This window comes from Shewanella sp. MF05956 (assembly GCF_059758055.1).
This window is the reverse complement of sequence record NZ_JCAYNV010000002.1, coordinates 13,053-31,941: the sequence shown is the minus strand read 5'-3', so window position 1 is coordinate 31,941 and position 18,889 is coordinate 13,053. Positions and strand designations below refer to the sequence as shown.

At 40.5% G+C, this 18,889-nt stretch carries 15 protein-coding genes and 1 tRNA gene; 10 read left to right on the top strand and 6 right to left on the bottom strand.

From position 1 onward, the window contains the following. Nucleotides 1-187 precede the first annotated feature (187 nt). Genes AC19MX_RS02055 through cydX form a run of 3 tightly spaced genes read left to right on the top strand, consistent with a single transcriptional unit; the run spans nucleotide 188 to nucleotide 3,027 of the window. Complete coding sequence (locus tag AC19MX_RS02055) at nucleotides 188-1,744, top strand: cytochrome ubiquinol oxidase subunit I (RefSeq protein ID WP_432405540.1); 1,557 nt, start codon at nucleotides 188-190, stop codon at nucleotides 1,742-1,744. Between the two features lie 15 nt (nucleotides 1,745-1,759). Continuing rightward, the gene (gene cydB / locus AC19MX_RS02050) at nucleotides 1,760-2,899 is read left to right on the top strand and encodes a cytochrome d ubiquinol oxidase subunit II (protein ID WP_432405543.1); all 1,140 of its coding nucleotides are present in this window, start codon (nucleotides 1,760-1,762) and stop codon (nucleotides 2,897-2,899) included. A gap of 17 nt (nucleotides 2,900-2,916) precedes the next feature. After that, complete coding sequence (cydX, locus tag AC19MX_RS02045) at nucleotides 2,917-3,027, top strand: cytochrome bd-I oxidase subunit CydX (protein ID WP_059747876.1); 111 nt, start codon at nucleotides 2,917-2,919, stop codon at nucleotides 3,025-3,027. Nucleotides 3,028-3,148: 121 nt separating this feature from the next. Here the strand turns inward: cydX and AC19MX_RS02040 are convergent, their stop codons facing one another. Further along, entirely contained in the window at nucleotides 3,149-6,220 is a 3,072-nt protein-coding gene (locus tag AC19MX_RS02040; protein ID WP_432405548.1) for an efflux RND transporter permease subunit, read from the bottom strand. Next, complete coding sequence (locus tag AC19MX_RS02035) at nucleotides 6,217-7,338, bottom strand: efflux RND transporter periplasmic adaptor subunit (protein WP_432405553.1); 1,122 nt, start codon at nucleotides 7,336-7,338, stop codon at nucleotides 6,217-6,219. Before AC19MX_RS02035 ends, AC19MX_RS02040 begins: the two co-directional genes overlap by 4 nt. Nucleotides 7,339-7,563: 225 nt before the next feature. Between AC19MX_RS02035 and AC19MX_RS02030 the strand changes: the two genes are divergently transcribed. From AC19MX_RS02030 to AC19MX_RS02020, 3 genes are all read left to right on the top strand, one after another. Further along, entirely contained in the window at nucleotides 7,564-8,214 is a 651-nt protein-coding gene (locus AC19MX_RS02030) for a TetR/AcrR family transcriptional regulator (RefSeq protein WP_432405556.1), read from the top strand. Nucleotides 8,215-8,307: 93 nt separating this feature from the next. Next, on the top strand, nucleotides 8,308-9,225 hold the full coding sequence (locus AC19MX_RS02025) for an autotransporter outer membrane beta-barrel domain-containing protein (RefSeq protein ID WP_432405559.1): 918 nt from the start codon (nucleotides 8,308-8,310) through the stop codon (nucleotides 9,223-9,225). Nucleotides 9,226-9,491: 266 nt separating this feature from the next. Next, nucleotides 9,492-11,237, top strand: a complete 1,746-nt coding sequence (locus AC19MX_RS02020; protein ID WP_432405564.1) for a GSCFA domain-containing protein — start codon at nucleotides 9,492-9,494, stop codon at nucleotides 11,235-11,237. 274 nt (nucleotides 11,238-11,511) lie between these two features. Here AC19MX_RS02020 and AC19MX_RS02015 read toward each other — a convergent pair whose 3' ends face one another. The 4 genes from AC19MX_RS02015 to AC19MX_RS02000 form a co-directional block, all read right to left on the bottom strand. Continuing rightward, a complete protein-coding gene (locus AC19MX_RS02015; protein ID WP_432405567.1) occupies nucleotides 11,512-11,760 on the bottom strand; it encodes a hypothetical protein in 249 nt (82 codons plus the stop codon). Next, the gene (locus tag AC19MX_RS02010) at nucleotides 11,757-13,049 is read right to left on the bottom strand and encodes a motility associated factor glycosyltransferase family protein (protein WP_432405570.1); all 1,293 of its coding nucleotides are present in this window, start codon (nucleotides 13,047-13,049) and stop codon (nucleotides 11,757-11,759) included. Before AC19MX_RS02010 ends, AC19MX_RS02015 begins: the two co-directional genes overlap by 4 nt. A gap of 290 nt (nucleotides 13,050-13,339) precedes the next feature. Further along, nucleotides 13,340-13,789 (bottom strand): LPP20 family lipoprotein, encoded by a 450-nt coding sequence (locus tag AC19MX_RS02005; RefSeq protein ID WP_498296441.1) that lies wholly within the window; start codon nucleotides 13,787-13,789, stop codon nucleotides 13,340-13,342. Next, nucleotides 13,786-14,496, bottom strand: a complete 711-nt coding sequence (locus tag AC19MX_RS02000; protein ID WP_432405578.1) for a FlgO family outer membrane protein — start codon at nucleotides 14,494-14,496, stop codon at nucleotides 13,786-13,788. The genes AC19MX_RS02005 and AC19MX_RS02000 overlap by 4 nt, the downstream gene beginning before the upstream one ends. A 303-nt stretch (nucleotides 14,497-14,799) precedes the next feature. Between AC19MX_RS02000 and AC19MX_RS01995 the strand changes: the two genes are divergently transcribed. The 4 genes from AC19MX_RS01995 (at nucleotide 14,800) to AC19MX_RS01980 (ending at nucleotide 18,842) form a co-directional block, all read left to right on the top strand. After that, nucleotides 14,800-16,005, top strand: coding sequence for a flagellar assembly protein FlgT (locus AC19MX_RS01995; RefSeq protein WP_432405581.1), 1,206 nt, complete (start codon nucleotides 14,800-14,802; stop codon nucleotides 16,003-16,005). A gap of 140 nt (nucleotides 16,006-16,145) precedes the next feature. After that, nucleotides 16,146-16,221: transfer RNA gene (locus AC19MX_RS01990), tRNA-Arg, on the top strand. 267 nt (nucleotides 16,222-16,488) lie between these two features. Further along, nucleotides 16,489-17,682, top strand: a complete 1,194-nt coding sequence (locus tag AC19MX_RS01985; protein WP_432405583.1) for a UDP-N-acetylglucosamine 4,6-dehydratase — start codon at nucleotides 16,489-16,491, stop codon at nucleotides 17,680-17,682. Nucleotides 17,683-17,690: 8 nt separating this feature from the next. Further along, the gene (locus AC19MX_RS01980; protein ID WP_432405587.1) at nucleotides 17,691-18,842 is read left to right on the top strand and encodes a LegC family aminotransferase; all 1,152 of its coding nucleotides are present in this window, start codon (nucleotides 17,691-17,693) and stop codon (nucleotides 18,840-18,842) included. The last annotated feature ends 47 nt before the right edge of the window (nucleotides 18,843-18,889 follow it).

Below are 18,889 nucleotides of genomic sequence, written 5' to 3'. Positions count from 1 at the left end.
CGTAAGATATAGGGCGTTTAAGATAGAATTTAAAAATGTAAGTTAATGGTTAATTGTCACTTTCCAACGGCAAACGTGGCAGCGCCATTGTCTTTAAATTATCGTTTTCAGGTATAACATCACACAGTGGTAATTAGGCTATTGCCGTGTTGTATTTGGTCGTACTGAAAGAAGTAAGGAATTGCCAATGATTATTGAAGAGGTTGTTGAGCTTTCGCGTTATCAATTCGCGTTTACAGCTATGTACCACTTTCTATTTGTTCCACTCACCCTCGGTTTAGCCTTTATTCTTGCGATTATGGAATCACTGTATGTGATGACAAATAATCAGATATATAAAGATATGACTAAATTCTGGGGTAAACTTTTCGGGATTAACTTTGCCTTAGGTGTTGCTACGGGTTTAGCGATGGAATTCCAGTTTGGTACTAACTGGTCATACTATTCTCATTATGTCGGTGATATTTTCGGTGCGCCTCTGGCCATTGAAGCTTTGATGGCTTTCTTCCTTGAATCGACCTTAGTGGGTATGTTCTTTTTTGGTTGGGATCGTTTTAGCAAACGTCAACATCTTGCCGTGACCTGGTTAGTGGCCATAGGCTCTAACATGTCGGCATTATGGATTTTGATTGCCAACGGTTGGATGCAAAACCCTGTGGGTTCGGTGTTTAACTATGAAACCATGCGTATGGAAATGGTCGACTTTGCGGCTTTGGTATTCAACCCTGTAGCGCAAGTTAAGTTTGTTCATACTGTTGCTTCTGGTTATGTAGCCGGCGCCATGTTTGTACTTGCGATTAGCGCGTATTACATATTAAAAGGCCGTGACTTACCGTTTGCGCGTCGCTCATTTGCGATTGCTGCCAGTTTCGGTTTAGCTTCAATCCTATCGGTTATTGTTCTGGGTGATGAATCTGGCTACGAAGTCGGTGAAGTTCAGCGTGTTAAATTAGCGGCTATTGAAGCTGAGTGGCACACAGAGCCTGCTCCAGCAGCCTTTACTGCGGTTGGTTTTCCTAATCAAGAAACCATGCACACTGATTACGCCGTTAAAATACCGTATTTAATGGGGATTATTGCCACTCGTTCTTTAGATGAAGAAGTGACTGGCCTTAAAGATCTTATTAAAGAGCATGAAGTGCGTATTCGTACCGGTATGGTGGCATATGGACTGCTTGAAAAATTGCGTGCTGGTGATGAAACGCCAGAAGTAAGAGCACAATTTGAAGCCGTTAAAGACGACTTAGGCTATGGCTTCTTGCTTAAGCGTTATACCGATAAAGTGGTTGATGCGACTGAAGAGCAAATTATCGCAGCATCGTATGACTCTATTCCAACGGTAGCACCTATGTTCTGGACCTTCCGCATTATGGTTGGCGCCGGGGTGATTATGTTGTTTGTGTTTGCCGCTGCATTTTGGCAAAGCACTCGTCATAAAATCGCTGAGAAAAAATGGGTACTGCGCGCAGCACTTTACAGCTTACCGCTTCCTTGGGTTGCCATTGAATGTGGTTGGTTTGTGTCAGAGTTTGGCCGTCAACCGTGGACCATCTCAGAAGTATTACCCACCTTTATGTCAGCATCGAGTTTAACGCCGGCCGATTTATGGTTCAGTATTATTTCGATTACGGTTTTCTACACTATTCTGTTGGTGATAGAGGCTTATTTGATGTTTAAATTTGCACGTCTCGGCCCAAGCAGTTTAAAAACCGGTCGTTACCATTTTGAAAACCAAGATGCTTAAGCGGAGGACCTGATTATGTTTGATTATGAAGTATTAAGATTTATCTGGTGGGCACTAATTGGTGTGCTACTTATTGGTTTTGCTGTTGCTGATGGTTTTGACATGGGCGTGGGTATGCTATTACCCATTATTGGTAAAGACGATACTGAACGCCGTATTATGATTAACACTATCGCACCGCACTGGGACGGCAACCAAGTATGGTTGGTTACCGCTGCTGGTGCATTGTTTGCTGCCTGGCCTATGGTGTATGCGGTATCGTTTTCGGGCTTTTATGTGGCGATGATGCTCGTGTTATTTGCATTGTATTTACGCCCAGTTGGATTTGATTACCGCTCTAAAATTGAAGACCCAAGATGGCGTAAATCATGGGACTATGCATTATTTGTCGGCAGTTTTGTACCACCATTAATCATTGGTGTAGCATTTGGCAACTTGCTTCAAGGTGTTCCATTTAACTTTGATGAATACTTGCGTGCGACTTACCATGGTGGATTTTTGGGTTTATTAAATCCGTTTGGTTTATTAGTCGGTCTAGTCAGTGTCACTATGTTTGTTATGCAGGGTGCTTCATGGTTACAAATGAAGACCGAAGGCGAGTTAAGGGTACGCAGTGTTAAGGTATCGCAAATTTGTGGCGGTTTATTATTTGTATTCTTTGGTGCAGCAGGCGTTTGGTTAGCTAATGGTATTGATGGTTTTGTTATTACCTCGCCACTCGATCTTGCTGGTCCGTCAAATCCAGCCGTTAAAACAGTTGCGATTGAAGCGGGTGCTTGGTTAACTAACTATGACAAATACCCTATTACTATGCTGTTTCCAGCATTAGGGTTATTAATGCCAATATTAGTGGTTTTAGCCAGTCGCTTAAATCGTTGTGGTTTTGCATTCTTATTTAGTTCACTTGCTGTAGCTGGCGTTATTCTGACTTGTGGTGCTGCAATGTTCCCATTTGTTATGCCTTCGTCATTAGAGCCTAATATTAGCTTGACCATGTGGGATGCTACCGCGAGTAAAATGACCTTAACAGTGATGACCTTTGTTGCCGCTATCTTTGTACCAACAATACTGTGTTATACAGCTTGGACTTATTACAAGATGTTTGGCCGTTTAAATCGTGAGTTTATTGAAAACAATAAAACGTCACTTTACTAAATTAAGGAGCAACATCTATGTGGTATTTTGCGTGGATTTTAGGTGTGTTACTGGCGTGTTCATTCGGTATTATTAACGCCTTATGGCTTGAGAATACAGAGAATATGGACCGTCAAAGCGAAGATTAATCTTCTGCTATTAACCCATAAAAAAACCGCTTTAGAAATAAAGCGGTTTTTTATTGGCTGCTACTTTGCGTTTACGCCGCTAACTCGTTACAGCTAACTCGTTACAGCTAACTTGTGACTGTTAACTCGTAACGGCTTGCCCTTGTCGAATTGCTCTTCGCGGTTTCATCAACAGTAAATACATCACCGGTACCCATATTAACGACAACATGGTCGCCAGTAATGTGCCGCCGGCAATGGCGATGGCAAAAGGTGGCCAAAACCCGCCGCCAGCAATAATTAACGGTAAAAAACCGCCGATAGTGGTAATGGTGGTTGAACCAATATGACGCCCGCAGCTGCTGACAGTATCGATTATTAACGCCAAATTACCTTGTTTAGCGTCAGGCACATCCTCGAGCTCTGCCAAAATGACAATGGCGGCGTTAATCGCTAATCCCATCAATCCCAATAAACCGATAATCACGGTGAAACCAAATGGGTAACCAAACACAAATACCGCTAGCAAACCTAAACCAGCAGATTGAAAGGCGCTGAGTAAAATAATGGCCGTTAATCTAAATGAATTGAACGACAGCACCACTGTTGCTAACAGTAAGGTGAATACCAACACAATGTTAGACAATAAGTTGCCTACCGCTTCATTACGCTTGGCACTTTCGCCACCGATTTCGACATGATAACCCGCAGGAATAACCAATTTGGCCACTTCACCTTTTGCGTCATTTAATACCTGTGCCGGCAATACACCGCTAGTGATGTAGGCTTCAATCGTGTTAACCCGCTCACCATTACGACGCGGTATAGCGCCGCGGCTCACATTAACCTCATTATAAGATAATGCAGAGAGGGGAATGCCAGAGCCTGAAGGTGATACTAGGTTTATTTCGGCTAAACGAGTTGTTTGCTCGCGACTGGTATCGCCTAAACGAACTCGCACAGGTAACGATTCTGTTTGCTCTAAAATACTGCCACCAATAATCCCGGTGGTGGCCATTTGAATTTGGCTGGCTATGTCACTTAAACTTAAGCCGCTCATTAAACTCGCGTCTTCATTCACTTGTAACCACACTTTTGGCGCACCTGAACTCAAGGTTGCCCGGGTATGAATCACATCGGGTGTGGCATTTAAAATACCTCTCACTTGTTCGCCCAGTGTTTTTAGTGTGTCTAAATTAGGGCCATAAATTCGTAACTCTACAGGAGCGTTAAACGGCGGGCCTTGTTCTAACTTTCGCACCAGTATTTGCGCTTGCGGGTATTCTCTATCAAGCTCTTTTTGCAATTGTAAAATTAATCGATTGGCAGCAACAAAATCGGTGACTTTTATCATCGCTTGGGCGTAATTCGTTGCCCCTTGCTGGCGCTGAGTTAAGTTGTAGTAAAACGACGGCGTGTTACCGCCGACTACCCAGGTTGCCGCAAGAATGTCATCTATCTTTTGTAGCTTGGCATCAATGAGTTTCACCTGGGCCAAGGTATGTTCAATACTGACATGTGGTGCTAAGTGAACTTCTAGCTGAAACATATCCCTGTCTGATGGCGGGAAAAATTGCTCAGTCATTTTTCCCGCAGCAAAAAAGCCTGCCACAGGCAAAATACCAATAACCACAGCAGTCAGTATCGGGCGGTGCAAAGCAAAGCGTAAGCTCGCGGTAAAGGCCTGGCTAATTTTTGGAAATGCCATACCTTGTTGATACCAGGCTGTAGGTTTTTCACTGCGACTAAAGCGACCTGCAAGGCCAGCAATAATAGTGTGTGAAATAATATACGAACCCAAAAGGGCGAACATCACCGAAATCGCAATCCCACCGACAAATTCACCCGCAGCACCAGGCATTAACACAATTGGCGCAAATGCTAGCATGGTGGTGATAGTTGATCCCGCTAGTGGCAGCCATAAATGATGTAGAGTTTTTGATACCGCTTCGAGCTTGCTCATGCCTTGCTGGCGACGCTGAGCAATGGCATCGACAATGACAATCGCGTTATCAACCATAATACCCAGTGCAACCACTAGCCCTGTCACCGACATTTGATGAATGGGTAATCCCGTGTATTTCATGCACGTGAGTGTGAACAAGGCTGTTAACGGCAGTGATATCGCCACAATAACGGCATTGCGTAGGCCCAGCGTGAGCATTAACACCACAAGGATGATAATAAAACCCTGTAATAAGTTAATCACCAAATCGCCGAGCCGGTCTTGAGTGTAACTTTGTTGATCGAACAACCACTGCACTTCAATGTTAGCCGGTAAATTCACCGAAAATGCCTCAATGGTTTGGCTAACTTGTTGTTGCCATAAATCCACTCGATTATTGTTAAGCATGCGGGCAGAAACCAAAATGCCTTGCTGACTATCAATAAGAGCAATGCTACTCGCAGGTGTTTTTGCCTGGCGAGTAATGGTCGCCACATCACCTAAGCGGATAATCTGGCCATATTCATCAACTTTTAAAGGGACCTGACGAATACGGTTTTGTGAGTCGAGTTCACCCGAGACTTCAACTAAAGCTCTAAACTGGCTGTTATTGATTTCTCCAGCGGATATTTTACTGTCGGCATTAGACAAAATCGCTGCAATACTGGCAGGGGTAAGATGCAGCTGACTGATTTTATTGCCGTCAAGCTCAACCAATATCTCTTCTTCTGGGGCGCCATACAGTTTGGCAAAGTCAGTGCCATTCAATAGGCGTAAACGGCTTTGTAGTTCTTTAGCATAGCGATTTAAAATATCAGCTCGAACAGGTGAATCATCTGCCCACACCACACCTAAAATCGCGGTGCTGGCATAACCTAATTGATCATCTAACACACCATTTTGTGCCGCTTCAGGTAATAAAAACTTGCTGTCTGCGATTAAGTCTCGTGCACGGGACCACACCGGGTCGGTTTCAATAACCGTATCTTTTAATTCCAGTTGAATAACCGAAATGCCCGGGCGCGATGTCGACTGCACCAGCTTTAAATCTTCCAGGCGGCGTAATTGGTTTTCAAGCACTTCAGTGACTAAGGCTTCTACGCGCTCGGCAGAAGCGCCAGGGTATTGAGTGATAACCGAGGCAAATCGATTCGTGATGTGGGGATCTTCTGTGCGCGGCAAACTGGATATGGCGCCCAATCCTGCAACAATTAATAGCGCGATAAATAAGCTGGTTAAGCGACCATTTTCAAGAAACGCCTTAATCATAGCGCCTCCAACGATTGCGCTTTAGCCAGGGTCACTTTTTGGCCTACCACTATTTTGTGCAAGCCGTCTGTCACAATCAGTTCATTGGCTTGTATGGCACCTTTGATATAAGCCTGTTGTTCATTTGTATAAATAATTTCAACATCTCTGCGCTCAATTTGATAAAGCGGTTGTTCATCTTGTACCAAAACATACACATTCCATAAACCGCGGACGCCGTCGGTTAATGCCGACATTGGCACCCAATAGCCTTCGGTTAAACTGTCTTGTTGATACACCAGATAAGCGATTTCACCGTTAATCACTCTAGCAGAATCGGGCAATTGAATTCTGAGTTGTACCGTACGGCTAATGGTGTTGACTTCAGCACTTATCCCAGCAATTTTGGCGGTAAAAGTTTGTTTGCCTACACGCACGTCGACACCTTGTTGCGCTGTTAATTGCTGCGCGATATCAACCGGCACACCAATATAAGCCACAGGTTGGCTGTTACCGACTAAATTAAACACCGCACTGCCAAGGGCAATCACCTCACCAAGATTATGATAACGTTGGCTAATGACGCCATCAAATGGCGCGAGTAAGGTTGATTTCTCAAGCTTTAACTTAGCGGCGCTCAAGCTGGCTTCAATGCGCTTTTGATTGGCTTGAAGGCTAATCACCTGTTGCTGGGTTTCATCGAGTTGTTGCGCCGACACATAGTTTTGCGTTTTCAATTTTTCAGTACGCACCAGGGTGCTTTTGGCTAAATCAATATCGGCTTGAGTTTGTAATAGGCTTGCTTCTAGTTGTTGTTTTTCTGCAACTAATAAGTCGGTGTCTAATTGGGCTAACACCTGGCCTTTTGTGACCACATCACCACTGTCTACCACAATATTATTGAGTTTACCCGCTAACTCAAATCCTATGCCTGTGGTGTTTGCTGAGCGGATGGTACCGGTATAGGTTTGCATTTGTTGGTAACGATCATTAAGCACTAAGCTTTGCGCTAATACCGACTGATACTCAACGGTTTGCGAATGCTCTTTAACCTCAGAGCCACAACCACTTAATAGCATTATGCTCAACCCTAATGCACAGTAGCGAAGATGTTGGGTGAATGACCTGACAGCAAACATAATTATTCCCTTAAAGCGATATGTGGTTTGGCAATGACTCATCGTTAACAATATGGAATGGCAGAAGCCTGCACGACATACCGTAAGATGTAACTTAATTGTTAACTCGACTTGGTAGTCTAATTTTATAAAACTAGACTGTCCAGTCTATTTTTGGTTATGATGATTTAATTGTACAGATACAACCCTTCAATTTTTACGCTCGTTTAAGCCTATGGAAAACACATGACAAAAGAGACGTCAGCCACAAACAATGACGAACAAGTTAACTTGAGCCGCAGTGAACAAAAGCGCAATCAAGTGCTTGAGTCGGCAATGGAGTTGTTTTGCCACAAAGGTTTTCCGTTAACCAGTATGGACGAGGTTGCCAAACATGCGGGTGTATCAAAGCAGACGGTATACTCGCACTTTGGCTCTAAAGATGATTTGTTCGTTGCCGCAATAGACTCTAAGTGTGTAGTACATCAACTCACTGACGATGCCTTAATTGATGCAACCGATCCGCAGCGAGTGATATTGCTATTTGCCAAACAGTTTGGTGAATTGATAGTCAGTAAAGACACCATGACTGTATTTAAAACTTGCGTCGCACAAGCAGAGACTCACCCAGAAGTGTCCAAACTGTTTTACGATGCAGGGCCAAAACATATTTTGGGATTAATTCGCGAATATTTAACCAAGGTTAACCAACACGGTGAGTATTATTTCGCTAACCCTCACGACAGTGCGGTAAGGTTATGTTTAATGTTATTTGGTGAGCTAAAATTACGCTTAGAATTAGCATTAGAGACTGATCACTTGTTAGTAAGTAGACAACAATACTTACAAGATACCGCTGAGATGTTTTTGCGGGCTCACAAAGTTGCGATAAAATAATACCTAGGATTTGAACTGAAGCGCGACTAAATCAGTATTGGTTCAGATAGTTTACGCTACTCATCATTTTATTTTGAAAGGATGCACATCGTTATGACATCTTATAAAGCTGTTATCGCTAAGCCCAATACTCTGAGCTTATTGATTAAATCGTTATTGTTAATCCCAGGGTTATTACTCAGCCAACAGGCCTTAGCCGCGCCAGACCGTTCACCATTTTCATTAACGGTTGCGCGTACGTCCGCAGCTACTGCCGATGTTGGTGCTAATGAGCTTCAGCGTGACGCCTGGAAAACCAGTTTTTCAGCCTCAATGCCATTAAATCGTCAATGGTCACTGGGGGCGAATGTCGGTTACGACAACCTCGATTACGATTGGCGCATTAATCAGGCCACGCCATTACGCTCTAACGAGCAAGACTGGTCAACGGTTCATCAATACAGCGCAGGGTTATCAATCACATATCGTCTAGATAATCACTGGATGTTTTTAGTGGCACCGCAATTAAAATATGCTTATGCCGATACTGCCTCATCATCTAATGCCCAAAGCTATGGTGTTGTAGCATCCAGTATGTACCGTTTTGACTCAGGTAATATGTTGGGTTTTGGTGTGGCGTATTTAAATGATATTTCCGAAGTGCGCACCGTGCCGTATTTAGCCGTTCGCTGGCAAATCAACGACAAGTTAGTGCTAGCTAACCCGTTTCAAGCCGGTTTTAGTGGCCCAGCAGGCCTAGAACTGAGCTATCAGTATCGCCCAGATATTGATTTTGGTATCGGTAGTTCAAAACGGACAGAGCGCTTTTTGATAGCAGATGACGATCAAACCATTGAGATCGACGAATGGGTTGCTTTTGTCCGCGCAGGCTGGAAAGCCACCGACAATGTGAGTGTAAACGCCTATGCCGGTTACTACTTTGGCGGCGAAATGGAACTGAGCGAGCCTGATGTCACCGAAGACATAGAAGACCAGGCCGCATTTGGCTTGGTGTTTAAGTTAACGTTTTAAATTGATAGATAGATAGAACGTTTTAAAGCAAAAAATGCCGCTGATATCAGCGGCATTTTTGTCGGAACAATTAAATTAATATTCTATTAGTAAAATTTTCATTAACAATAAATTCGAAAATAAGTAAATTATCATAAATTTAAGAAATAAATATCAACTATCTTGAAAAGGTCTTTCATATAACAGCTATGCTGGCGCAAAATGTGCATAATTTTTAAATTGTTTAATAATTGGCATCTAGCTTTCATAACAATGAGTATAAAACGATGACAACAAAAAATTTATCGCCATATGAATTACAAAAGCAACAGCATTTTTGGAAAACTGGTGTTGCACAAGTCAATTTAGGAACAGAACAATTTGAATTACTTAGTAACCTAGCAATTGACTGTAAAAAAGGAGCAATCGCCTCCATAGGGTCATGCTTTGCTCAACATGTAGGTAAGTGGTTAATAAACAATAATTATCCTTTTATTCAAAGCAAATTAGATTCTACCCAAGTATCTAGTTTTGCTTTAGGAAACATCTATACACCACGGTGCTTTTTGCAGTGGCTAAAGTTAGATAATAATGAAAATCATCAACATGATATATATTACTGCCAGAAAACTGACACCTATCTTGATTTACTCAGGCCAAATGTCTATCCACAAGGTTTTACATCGAAAAGCGAGTTAGAGTATTCTCGTCTTGAAGCAAAGGAAGAGTTGATTAGTACCTTGTCTTCAACAAACACTCTTATTTTTACTTTAGGGTTAACCGAAGCTTGGAAAGATGGTAATAACATATACTACCCAAGTTGCCCTGGAATTATTGCGGGAAAATTTGATAAAGAAATTTATAAGCTGCATGAATTTAATTATAATGAAATATTGTCAGATTTGTTAAAAATCCATCAATGTTTGAAAGAACTCAATCCTAACCTTAATATTATACTTACCGTATCACCTGTGCCGCTAACGGCGACGGCTACAGATAAACACATCCTTGTCGCGAGTCAATATTCAAAAGCGGTGTTGCGGGCAGTTGCTGGTTACCTTTCTGATTCTTTTGAAGATATGAACTATTTCCCTTCATTTGAAATTATTTCAGTTAATTCAAATAATGACTTTAGATTCGAAGATAATAGAAGGACGGTTTCCGCAAGTGGTGTTGAATACGTAATGAAACATTTTCAAACCGCTTTAAATGTTAGTAATACATTGATTAAGCCACCAATTAGTAGTGCAATCAATGAAATTGCATGTGAAGAAGAACAGCTCGAAGCTTTCAGTTTATTATCTCAATCATCACAAAGCCAAGCTTTGACGCAAATAACACTCGTCGGTGATAGCCATATGGGGAAATTATCAACTGCACTTAAAGCTCTGAATACTCCTTTTTCTGGTGGGATGATCATGAACGGTTCTGGATTTGCTCAAAAGAAATTTGCGCTTTGTAAAACAGAATATTTTGTCCCTCTGGAAAATGCACCTTCTAGGCAGCTTTGGGCTTCCGCATTACTAAATATAAAATCTCATGAGAAGTTAGGTCATAATGAACAATCAATTATTATTAGTAATATTGGATTGCAAACGCATCAAAATGCTGCTCGATTTGCAGCTTGGTTACAAGCGCAAGATAGTAGAATTAATAATCCATTAGGATTACAAAATTTTGTAGATTTTTTCCATGAAGATCAATCTGAACAATTATCTATATTGATATCACTAAAAGACAATGGGCATAATGTAATCGTGGTCTCAGATCCGCCCTTTTCTCAGTACTTTGATGAGTCAAAATCTGCTTCGAAAATAATCTATGCATATCATAGTGCACTTCGTTATGTATTGGAGCAGTTCGATATTCCTTTCTTTGATGCAGCTAGATTATTTGACGAGGAAATTACTGAGCCAATGGAATATGTTTCGAACGTATCGTATTCAGATGGTCAGCACGACTGGATCCATGGTAATGAGCTCTACTATGAATGGCTCTCTAGGAAGTTATTAAAATTCACAGAAAAAGTTTAAAAATGTTCGATTATAGGATTAGTTCTTACAAGACGAGATCATTAATGTTCTTTGGGCAATATCTTGGAGCCATTGATGATCTCCGTCATTGTGTAAACAGTCACCAATCCGTTGTTCGATATACTATTGCTTTTCAGTGAGTAGTGATTGTTGATTCATATGTGACAAGTAGCAAATCAATTGATATTAGTAGTCCTAAATACAGGTACGATATTGAAATAGACATGATTACAGTAGGCAGATAATATTCCTTCAGTCGTTACAATTAGCGGTTCTAATAACATAGCATTTCAACTAAATCATATTCTAAAAAGTCTGCCAGAGAGAGCCAGTCGTTTCGCTCTTGAGCAGCAAGGATCAATGGTAGAATATTTATTATAGATTGTTGATTCCTATGACTTATCAATTCAGTTTCAAGTAAATCAATGCATTTGTGAAACTGTTGAGCTGCTTCAGCTTCTTTCCCAGACCTCATAAGATTAGATGTTTTTACTAGTTGTGATACGAGTATGGATGTTGTCATAATGTTAACTCTTTGAATGTTGTGCCTTCGATATAAGCGCTTTCTAAGCTAGATTGATAAAAATTAACTTCAGGTTTAGACGCTATATAAACTTCTAAGCTTCTTAAGTATGCTCTAAAATTTAACTCTGTAGCAACTCTCTCACCTCTGCCATTTAAAACCCAATGATGTTTATGGAATTTTAATGTTACTCCTAATGCACCATCATCCCAAAAAGCATGTGTTTTGTTACCTGGATAGCAAAAGTCACAACCTAATAATGTTATATTTTTAATGTTTAAGTAAACAGCAAGATCTATAGCTGGATGGACAATACTTCCACTGCTAAATAATTCTGTTTTAGATAAAGTTTTATCGCTGTATGTCCTTCCTTGTTGGAATGCATTGAATCTAGAACCGCTCCATTTTTTTATAACATCCAAAGAAGACGTTGGGAAATAAACTAAATTAATACTAGGAGATATATTTTTAGGGAAATATGCTTCAGTAATATGATAATCGAGAGTAATAACAATATCTGGGATGATGTTTCTGCTATTTAAGGCTTTTAAAGCGGTATCTACAGCGATGAGTAAAGGTTTCTTCGTTTCATTTAGGCTTTGAAGGCTTAGCAAATAATCATAATGCTTTTCGAGTGTAGGCCCAGTTGCAATAATTAGAGCTTCTTGATTGTGGTATTTTTTTTTTAACTCTGAGATGTCACTATCCAGCTTTAAGTAATTAAGGTTTTCAATAAATCTAGTGTTGATTTCTCGCCGTTGTTTTTCGTGATTACCGTTCACATAATCAATATTTTTATCATAAATGATTAAGTCTCTTATTCTAGCATACTTATCATTAACAAGGATTAAATCAGGTGTAGATGATAAATACACTTTATCCAAGGTGTTTATATTTATCGGTTCTAACAACTCAACTTTTCGATTTGTTAGCCATTCAGTTTGATCTGTATAACAAATCAATAGATTGAAAAGTGACAAGCTGAATAAATAAACTTTAATTTGCAATATTGATTCGTTATCAATCAAAAAAGAAGGTAAATCACCCATTCCAATACCGTAAATTGAAACTGTTTGAGTATTTTTAGGTAAAGAGTTGATTAACCGTTTAGCTTCATTAACTCTATCATGACGGCTACTTAACTGTATGCCATCTACGCTAATTGTTTGAGTATTGCCAGTTATTAATTGAGCATCAAAATGCTCAATTGATTGGTTTTTTATTAATGGTGCTAAAAGTGGCCATCGGCTTTCAATAATGTCCATGTTTTTAGTGAATAAATCACTCATCATGAGTCCCTAGGTAGTAAATAAAAATTAGCATGTAAATTGGTTTTAACACAATTAGGATTATACATTAATTATCAAGTCTGTTGTGTACACTGGATGTAATCAGGGTAACCACATGGGTGTACGTTTTTCGCTCACAATAATTGATTTCAATGTAGAATCACTTCCAATCATTCATGAAGTGATAACATTCCGAATAAATGTAGTTTGATAAATACCTTCGATTTGTTCATAAAACGTTCGCGATCTCACCCTGTGGATGTAATGCTTTTGACTTTAGAGGAGCATATTTAAAAATAAGTGACTTTTTTAACACGTTTAGGGCGATTCTGTTGTTCGTACAATTGCCATACTTGCTTAAAGTCTAAGGCTAACTCAGTGACATAAAACTCACCAGAAGGGTAGGTCTTAACCACTTTCGCGCCGCGAATAATGCCACTGACGCTGGACTTAATATTGTCGTCAGTTAATAACCACTCACTGACATCGCTGTTAGCTGAAATCTTTTGACCATAAACTTGTTCAGCGAGTTCACGGTAGGCGGCAATTTTCGACGCTTGCATTGCCATTAAAATACGGTGAGACGCTTCAGGGCTAGGTTGCGTCGCTAGCGGTGCATAACCTACCGCTGTTAACGTAGGGAATGAAGAGGGCGCTTCAGTTTCCCACTGCACATATTTATCTTTATTGACGCAGCCGCCGAGTAGCACCAAAATCATAACGAACATCAGTGACTTCATAGCTTATCTCCCAATACGGTATAACGGCTATCGCCTTTTTTCTCATGACGGTACAGCAAACCATTACGAGATTCGATTAATTCAGACTCTTGTAAATAACCAGACAAACTTGACGCAGCGACAAAAGATTGCACTGCCGATAAAACGCGGTTGTTGGTGACGTTTACAACGCGGCCATTAAACACAATGCCCTCAGGGGTCATGGTCATGGTTGACACTAACACGTGTGCCACAGGTAAACCGGATGGCAATAATTGCCAATCACGGCTTAACATAAATTCGCCTTGCTCCGTAGCACGCAAGCTGGTGGCGACATTCATATCCACTAAATTAAATTCGTGCGCATGAAACGCGGCTAACAAACCTTGTTGTAATTGTAAGGCCAGCTCATTGGTGGCATTTAAATTATTAGCTAAAACAGGCGTAGTGATTAATAACGGCTGATCAGGGCGAAGTGCATCATTTTGCACAACCAATTCATTGACTAACTTTTCGGCCCATACATTAATCTGGCCTTTTGGCGCCAAGCCGGCATCTTGAATGTCGTACGCTAATTGCTTATGAGAAACGTTATATTCATCTTTAACTTTGACGTATTTGCCATCATTATTAAACGCTAAATTATTCGCCGGGTTAGGCGTTTGGCTACACGCTGCGACAGACAACAACGCAAGTACAGCAACTGGGGTGATAAGCCTGTTAATCATGATGATTCCTTTAAAAATGTCGCCGACGCGATATGTTGCATTAATGGCACTCAATCAAAACGTGCAAGATTGATGCTTAAGCCATTATTGACTGCGACATAGCCGTCAATGAACGCTAAATCTGTATCGGCAAATAGCGTAAAAGCTTTACTAGATTTAATCCTTAAAGGCTTAAATGCACATAAATATGTTAGTGGCGCGATTTTTGCTTAATTTATACTAATTAAACACTATCGCGTTAGTCGTAATATTTTATGTGCCTTAATAGGCAAAACTGACGATTTTTTGACATTAGGACATCGTATGCCGACGCAAACAAGCCTTATTAAACAAGCAACCAGCCATAAAGCATTCGCGCTTGCACTGATGTTACTGTGGAGCTTTTTTCAGGTTAACACGGCATTTGCAGAACAAGTCGAGGTCACCGGCAGAGCTAAAATTGTCAATGGCGATATCGATAAAGCCCGCGAAGATGCCATCAGTCAGGCATTAAATTATGCGAGCTTAAAAGCGGGGGTTAATTTTTCCAGTGAGCAATCAATCGATCAGGGGCGATTAACCCAGGATACGTTTCAAATTCAGCGTATGGGGTCGGCTAATAATGTTGAGTTGATGAGCGAAATGATCAGCCAAAATACCATCACAGTGGTTTTGCAATTAGAACTCACCGAACCAGAACCTAACGCCCAATGCAAAAGCCAATCATTAAAAGCCGCGATTATGTTGCCGCAATCTTATCTTCAAGATCGCGCTCAGCTTCGATACGGGCAACTGGCCAATTTTGAACAACAGATAACCGAAAAACTCGGCAAGATGATCAATGCTCAGTCTCGTTATAGTTTTGCTCGTGTACACGCCAATGAAAAAATTGATAATACTAACCAATTGGTTAATTTTAGAGGTTACCGCATCCCGACATGGTTAGGCGAAATCACCGAAAGTCAGTACATACTACAACCCGATATTATTGATATTTCAACTGAGCCTGCCGAAAGTGGTTTTTTAGGTTTCAGTGAAGAATACCCACTAAGACAATTCATGATAAAACTCACTCTTTATCATGGTATTAGCGGCGAAGTGGTGTGGACAGAAACTTTTGCCACATCGGCACCCTGGGAATTTGAAAAACAAGAAGTGGTGTCACCGGCTAATCAACGTTTTTGGCGCTCATCCTACGGCCAGTCTATTATTGAAATCTTTCAACAAAGCATACTGACGTTAGATAACCAGTTAAATTGCAGGCCACTATTAGGCCAAATTGTTGCCAGACAAGGCGATAGAGTTATCATCAATTTAGGCCGCAAAAATGGCGTAAAAATGGGTGATAAGTTTCAGATAGTATTGCAAAAAAATATCCCAGATCGCTTAAACACCATGCGCCCCATCGCCAGCAAAAGCCGAGCGAGTGTGGTAATCGAGCAAGTCAGTGAAGACAGCGCCACAGCCATATTTGACGGCATCGATGCAGCAGACAATATCCAAGTAAATGATATCGCGATTAAAAACTGATCATCATGACCGTCATGCATAAGGTTAAGAGTAAGGTTAAGAGTTCAAGCTAAGAAACTAGGCTAATAAACCAGGTTAAGAAATAAGCAGTTAAATTTAAAGGGTTTAAATCAATTATAAACTCAGTATAATCACAGGGTCTCTCTATAGCTCAACAGGATAGAGCAGCCGCCTCCTAAGCGGCCGATCGGGGTTCGAGTCCCTGTGGGGAGACCATATATTTCCTTTCTCATTTTCAAGCTTAAGCTTTCATTTTTTTTAGTCGACTTCCCTGCCTCATTAGTTATCTGGTTTATACTCACTGATAAGCGATTTATTTACTTTACAATCAAGTAGTAAATTGCTTTCTAGTCTCTTATAGTAGCTTTATGTCCATCTATTAATTTCTTGGAATAATTATTGCTGTATTTCAATTGTGATAATTTTTTGACAGTGAATGTATAGCAATGTATCTGCTATTGATTTAAAGAAGGAATTCAACGAATGCAATTGTTTGATTTATCGTTAATTGGAAGGGAGTTTCCTTTACTCTATAGTGATGTTTCGAGATTAGCTTCCGAGCTAAATACGATAGTTGCCAACTCACGTTTTTTGGTTTTAGGCGCAGCTGGTACCATTGGTCAAGCTGTGACAAAAGAAATCTTTAAAAGACAGCCAATTAAACTGCATGTTGTTGACATTAGTGAAAACAATTTAGTTGAACTTGTTCGGGATATTCGAAGTGCTTTTGGCTATATTACAGGTGATTTTCAAAGCTTCGCGCTTGATATTGGTTCTATTGAGTATAATGCGTTTATCAAGACTGATGGTCAGTATGATTATGTGCTGAACTTATCAGCCTTAAAGCATGTACGTAGCGAGAAAGATCCTTTTACCTTGATGCGAATGATAGATGTAAATGTGTTTAATACCGACAAAACTATCCTGCAATCTATCAACTCGGGTGTCAAAAAATACTTTTGTGTTTCAACTGATAAAGCCACAAACCCTGTTAATATGATGGGATCATCGAAAAGAATTATGGAGATGTTTTTGATGCGCCGCAGTCATCAGTTAAGCATTTCAACTGCGCGGTTTGCTAATGTCGCATTCTCAGATGGTTCCCTTTTACACAGTTTCAATCAACGTATTTTGAAACAACAGCCGATTGTGGCACCTAATGATGTGAAGCGTTACTTTGTTACGCCACAAGAGTCGGGTGAGTTATGTTTAATGTCTTGTTTGTTAGGTGATAACCGTGACATTTTTTTCCCTAAACAAACTCAGTCTTTACCGCTGGTTTCTTTTGCAGATATTGCCGTTAAATATTTGGCCCAGTTAGGTTATGAACCTTATCTTTGCAAAGGTGAAACCGAGGCTAGAGAGCTAGTTCATTCTTTACCGAGGCAGGGGAAGTGGCCTTGTTTGTTTACTCAAAGTGATACCACTGGTGAGAAAGATGTTGAAGAGTTTTTTACCCACAAAGATGTGCTAGATATGGATCGTTTTACTGATCTTGGGGTGATAAAGCATTCTGCTGAATTTGATGAGAAACTGTTGAATATGTTTGAACATGAAATCAACACCATGAAAAGAGAGCAAGCTTGGACTAAAACACAAATAGTTACGTTATTTAATAAAATGATCCCTGAGTTTGACCATAAAGAAACCGGTAAATACTTAGATGGAAAAATGTAGGAAATTAGATGAAATCAGCTCATATTTGTCAGTTTATTCGTGATATTTATAAAACAGATCAGTTTATTCCTTTGCATGCGCCAACATTTGCAGGCAATGAGAAACGCTATGTGACAGATACCATTGACAGTACTTTTGTGTCTAGTGTTGGTAAGTATGTTGATGAATTCGAAAACAAAATAGAACACTTTACAGGTACAGCTAAAGCGGTTGCGGTTGTTAACGGGACCGCAGCATTACAGACAGCATTATATATGGCCGGAGTTGAACGCGGTGATTTAGTTTTTACTCAGGCTTTAACGTTTGTAGCCACCTGTAATGTTATTTACCACCTAGGTGCAGAGCCTATATTTATCGATGTATCAAAGACTAGCTTAAGTTTATGCCCTGATGCGTTAGAAAAATATCTTAACCAGTATGCCAGTTTAACGGATAAAGGCTGTGTTCATAAACTTACAGGACAACGGATAAGAGCAATTATGCCAATGCATACATTTGGTCATCCTGCTGAAATGGATGAGTTGCTAGTTATTTGTCATCAATGGCAGCTGATTATGGTTGAGGATGCCGCTGAAAGTTTAGGTTCGGTTTATAAGGATAAACACACTGGTACTATGGGCGAATATGGCGCCATTAGCTTTAATGGCAATAAGATTATTACTACCGGTGGTGGGGGAGTGGTGCTTTGCGCTAATCAGCAAAGTGGCAAACGAGTAAAGCACATTACCACGACAGCCAAAGTACCTCATGTTTATGAGTTTTATCATGATGAACCAGGGTTTAATCATCGAATGCCTAATCTGAATGCCGCTTTGGGATGCGCTCAGATGGAAGTTATTGATGACTTTCTAGCAAGTAAGAGGTTACTTGCGACTCAATACAGAGAGTTTTTTGCAGGTTCTGATATCAAGTTTGTTGAAGAACCTAGCTATGCAAAGTCTAATTATTGGCTCAATGCGGTGATATGCAAAAGCCTCGAGTCGAGAAATACATTACTCAATGAGACTAATGATAGCGGAGTGATGACTCGTCCAGTTTGGATGTTAATGCATCATCTGCCTATGTTTAAGAATGCACATCGAGGCGACTTAAGTTATTCGGAATGGCTTTCTCAGCGCCTTATTAACATTCCTAGTAGTGCCTTAATTTTAGATAAATAGTATTTGATAAATCCAAATGACGTTGAGACTAATGTTAAACCACAAGG

What these genes read in the sequence shown, in the direction of transcription:
- AC19MX_RS02025 (WP_432405559.1), top strand. Translation starts at nt 8,308, where the DNA reads ATGACATCTTATAAAGCTGTTATCGCTAAGCCCAATACTCTGAGCTTA.
- AC19MX_RS01995 (WP_432405581.1), top strand. Translation starts at nt 14,800, where the DNA reads ATGCCGACGCAAACAAGCCTTATTAAACAAGCAACCAGCCATAAAGCA.
- AC19MX_RS02015 (WP_432405567.1), bottom strand. Translation starts at nt 11,760, where the DNA reads ATGACAACATCCATACTCGTATCACAACTAGTAAAAACATCTAATCTT.
- cydB (WP_432405543.1), top strand. Translation starts at nt 1,760, where the DNA reads ATGTTTGATTATGAAGTATTAAGATTTATCTGGTGGGCACTAATTGGT.
- AC19MX_RS01985 (WP_432405583.1), top strand. Translation starts at nt 16,489, where the DNA reads ATGCAATTGTTTGATTTATCGTTAATTGGAAGGGAGTTTCCTTTACTC.
- AC19MX_RS02010 (WP_432405570.1), bottom strand. Translation starts at nt 13,049, where the DNA reads ATGAGTGATTTATTCACTAAAAACATGGACATTATTGAAAGCCGATGG.
- AC19MX_RS02005 (WP_498296441.1), bottom strand. Translation starts at nt 13,789, where the DNA reads ATGAAGTCACTGATGTTCGTTATGATTTTGGTGCTACTCGGCGGCTGC.
- AC19MX_RS02035 (WP_432405553.1), bottom strand. Translation starts at nt 7,338, where the DNA reads ATGTTTGCTGTCAGGTCATTCACCCAACATCTTCGCTACTGTGCATTA.
- AC19MX_RS02020 (WP_432405564.1), top strand. Translation starts at nt 9,492, where the DNA reads ATGACAACAAAAAATTTATCGCCATATGAATTACAAAAGCAACAGCAT.
- AC19MX_RS01980 (WP_432405587.1), top strand. Translation starts at nt 17,691, where the DNA reads ATGAAATCAGCTCATATTTGTCAGTTTATTCGTGATATTTATAAAACA.
- AC19MX_RS02030 (WP_432405556.1), top strand. Translation starts at nt 7,564, where the DNA reads ATGACAAAAGAGACGTCAGCCACAAACAATGACGAACAAGTTAACTTG.
- AC19MX_RS02055 (WP_432405540.1), top strand. Translation starts at nt 188, where the DNA reads ATGATTATTGAAGAGGTTGTTGAGCTTTCGCGTTATCAATTCGCGTTT.
- AC19MX_RS02000 (WP_432405578.1), bottom strand. Translation starts at nt 14,496, where the DNA reads ATGATTAACAGGCTTATCACCCCAGTTGCTGTACTTGCGTTGTTGTCT.
- AC19MX_RS02040 (WP_432405548.1), bottom strand. Translation starts at nt 6,220, where the DNA reads ATGATTAAGGCGTTTCTTGAAAATGGTCGCTTAACCAGCTTATTTATC.
- cydX (WP_059747876.1), top strand. Translation starts at nt 2,917, where the DNA reads ATGTGGTATTTTGCGTGGATTTTAGGTGTGTTACTGGCGTGTTCATTC.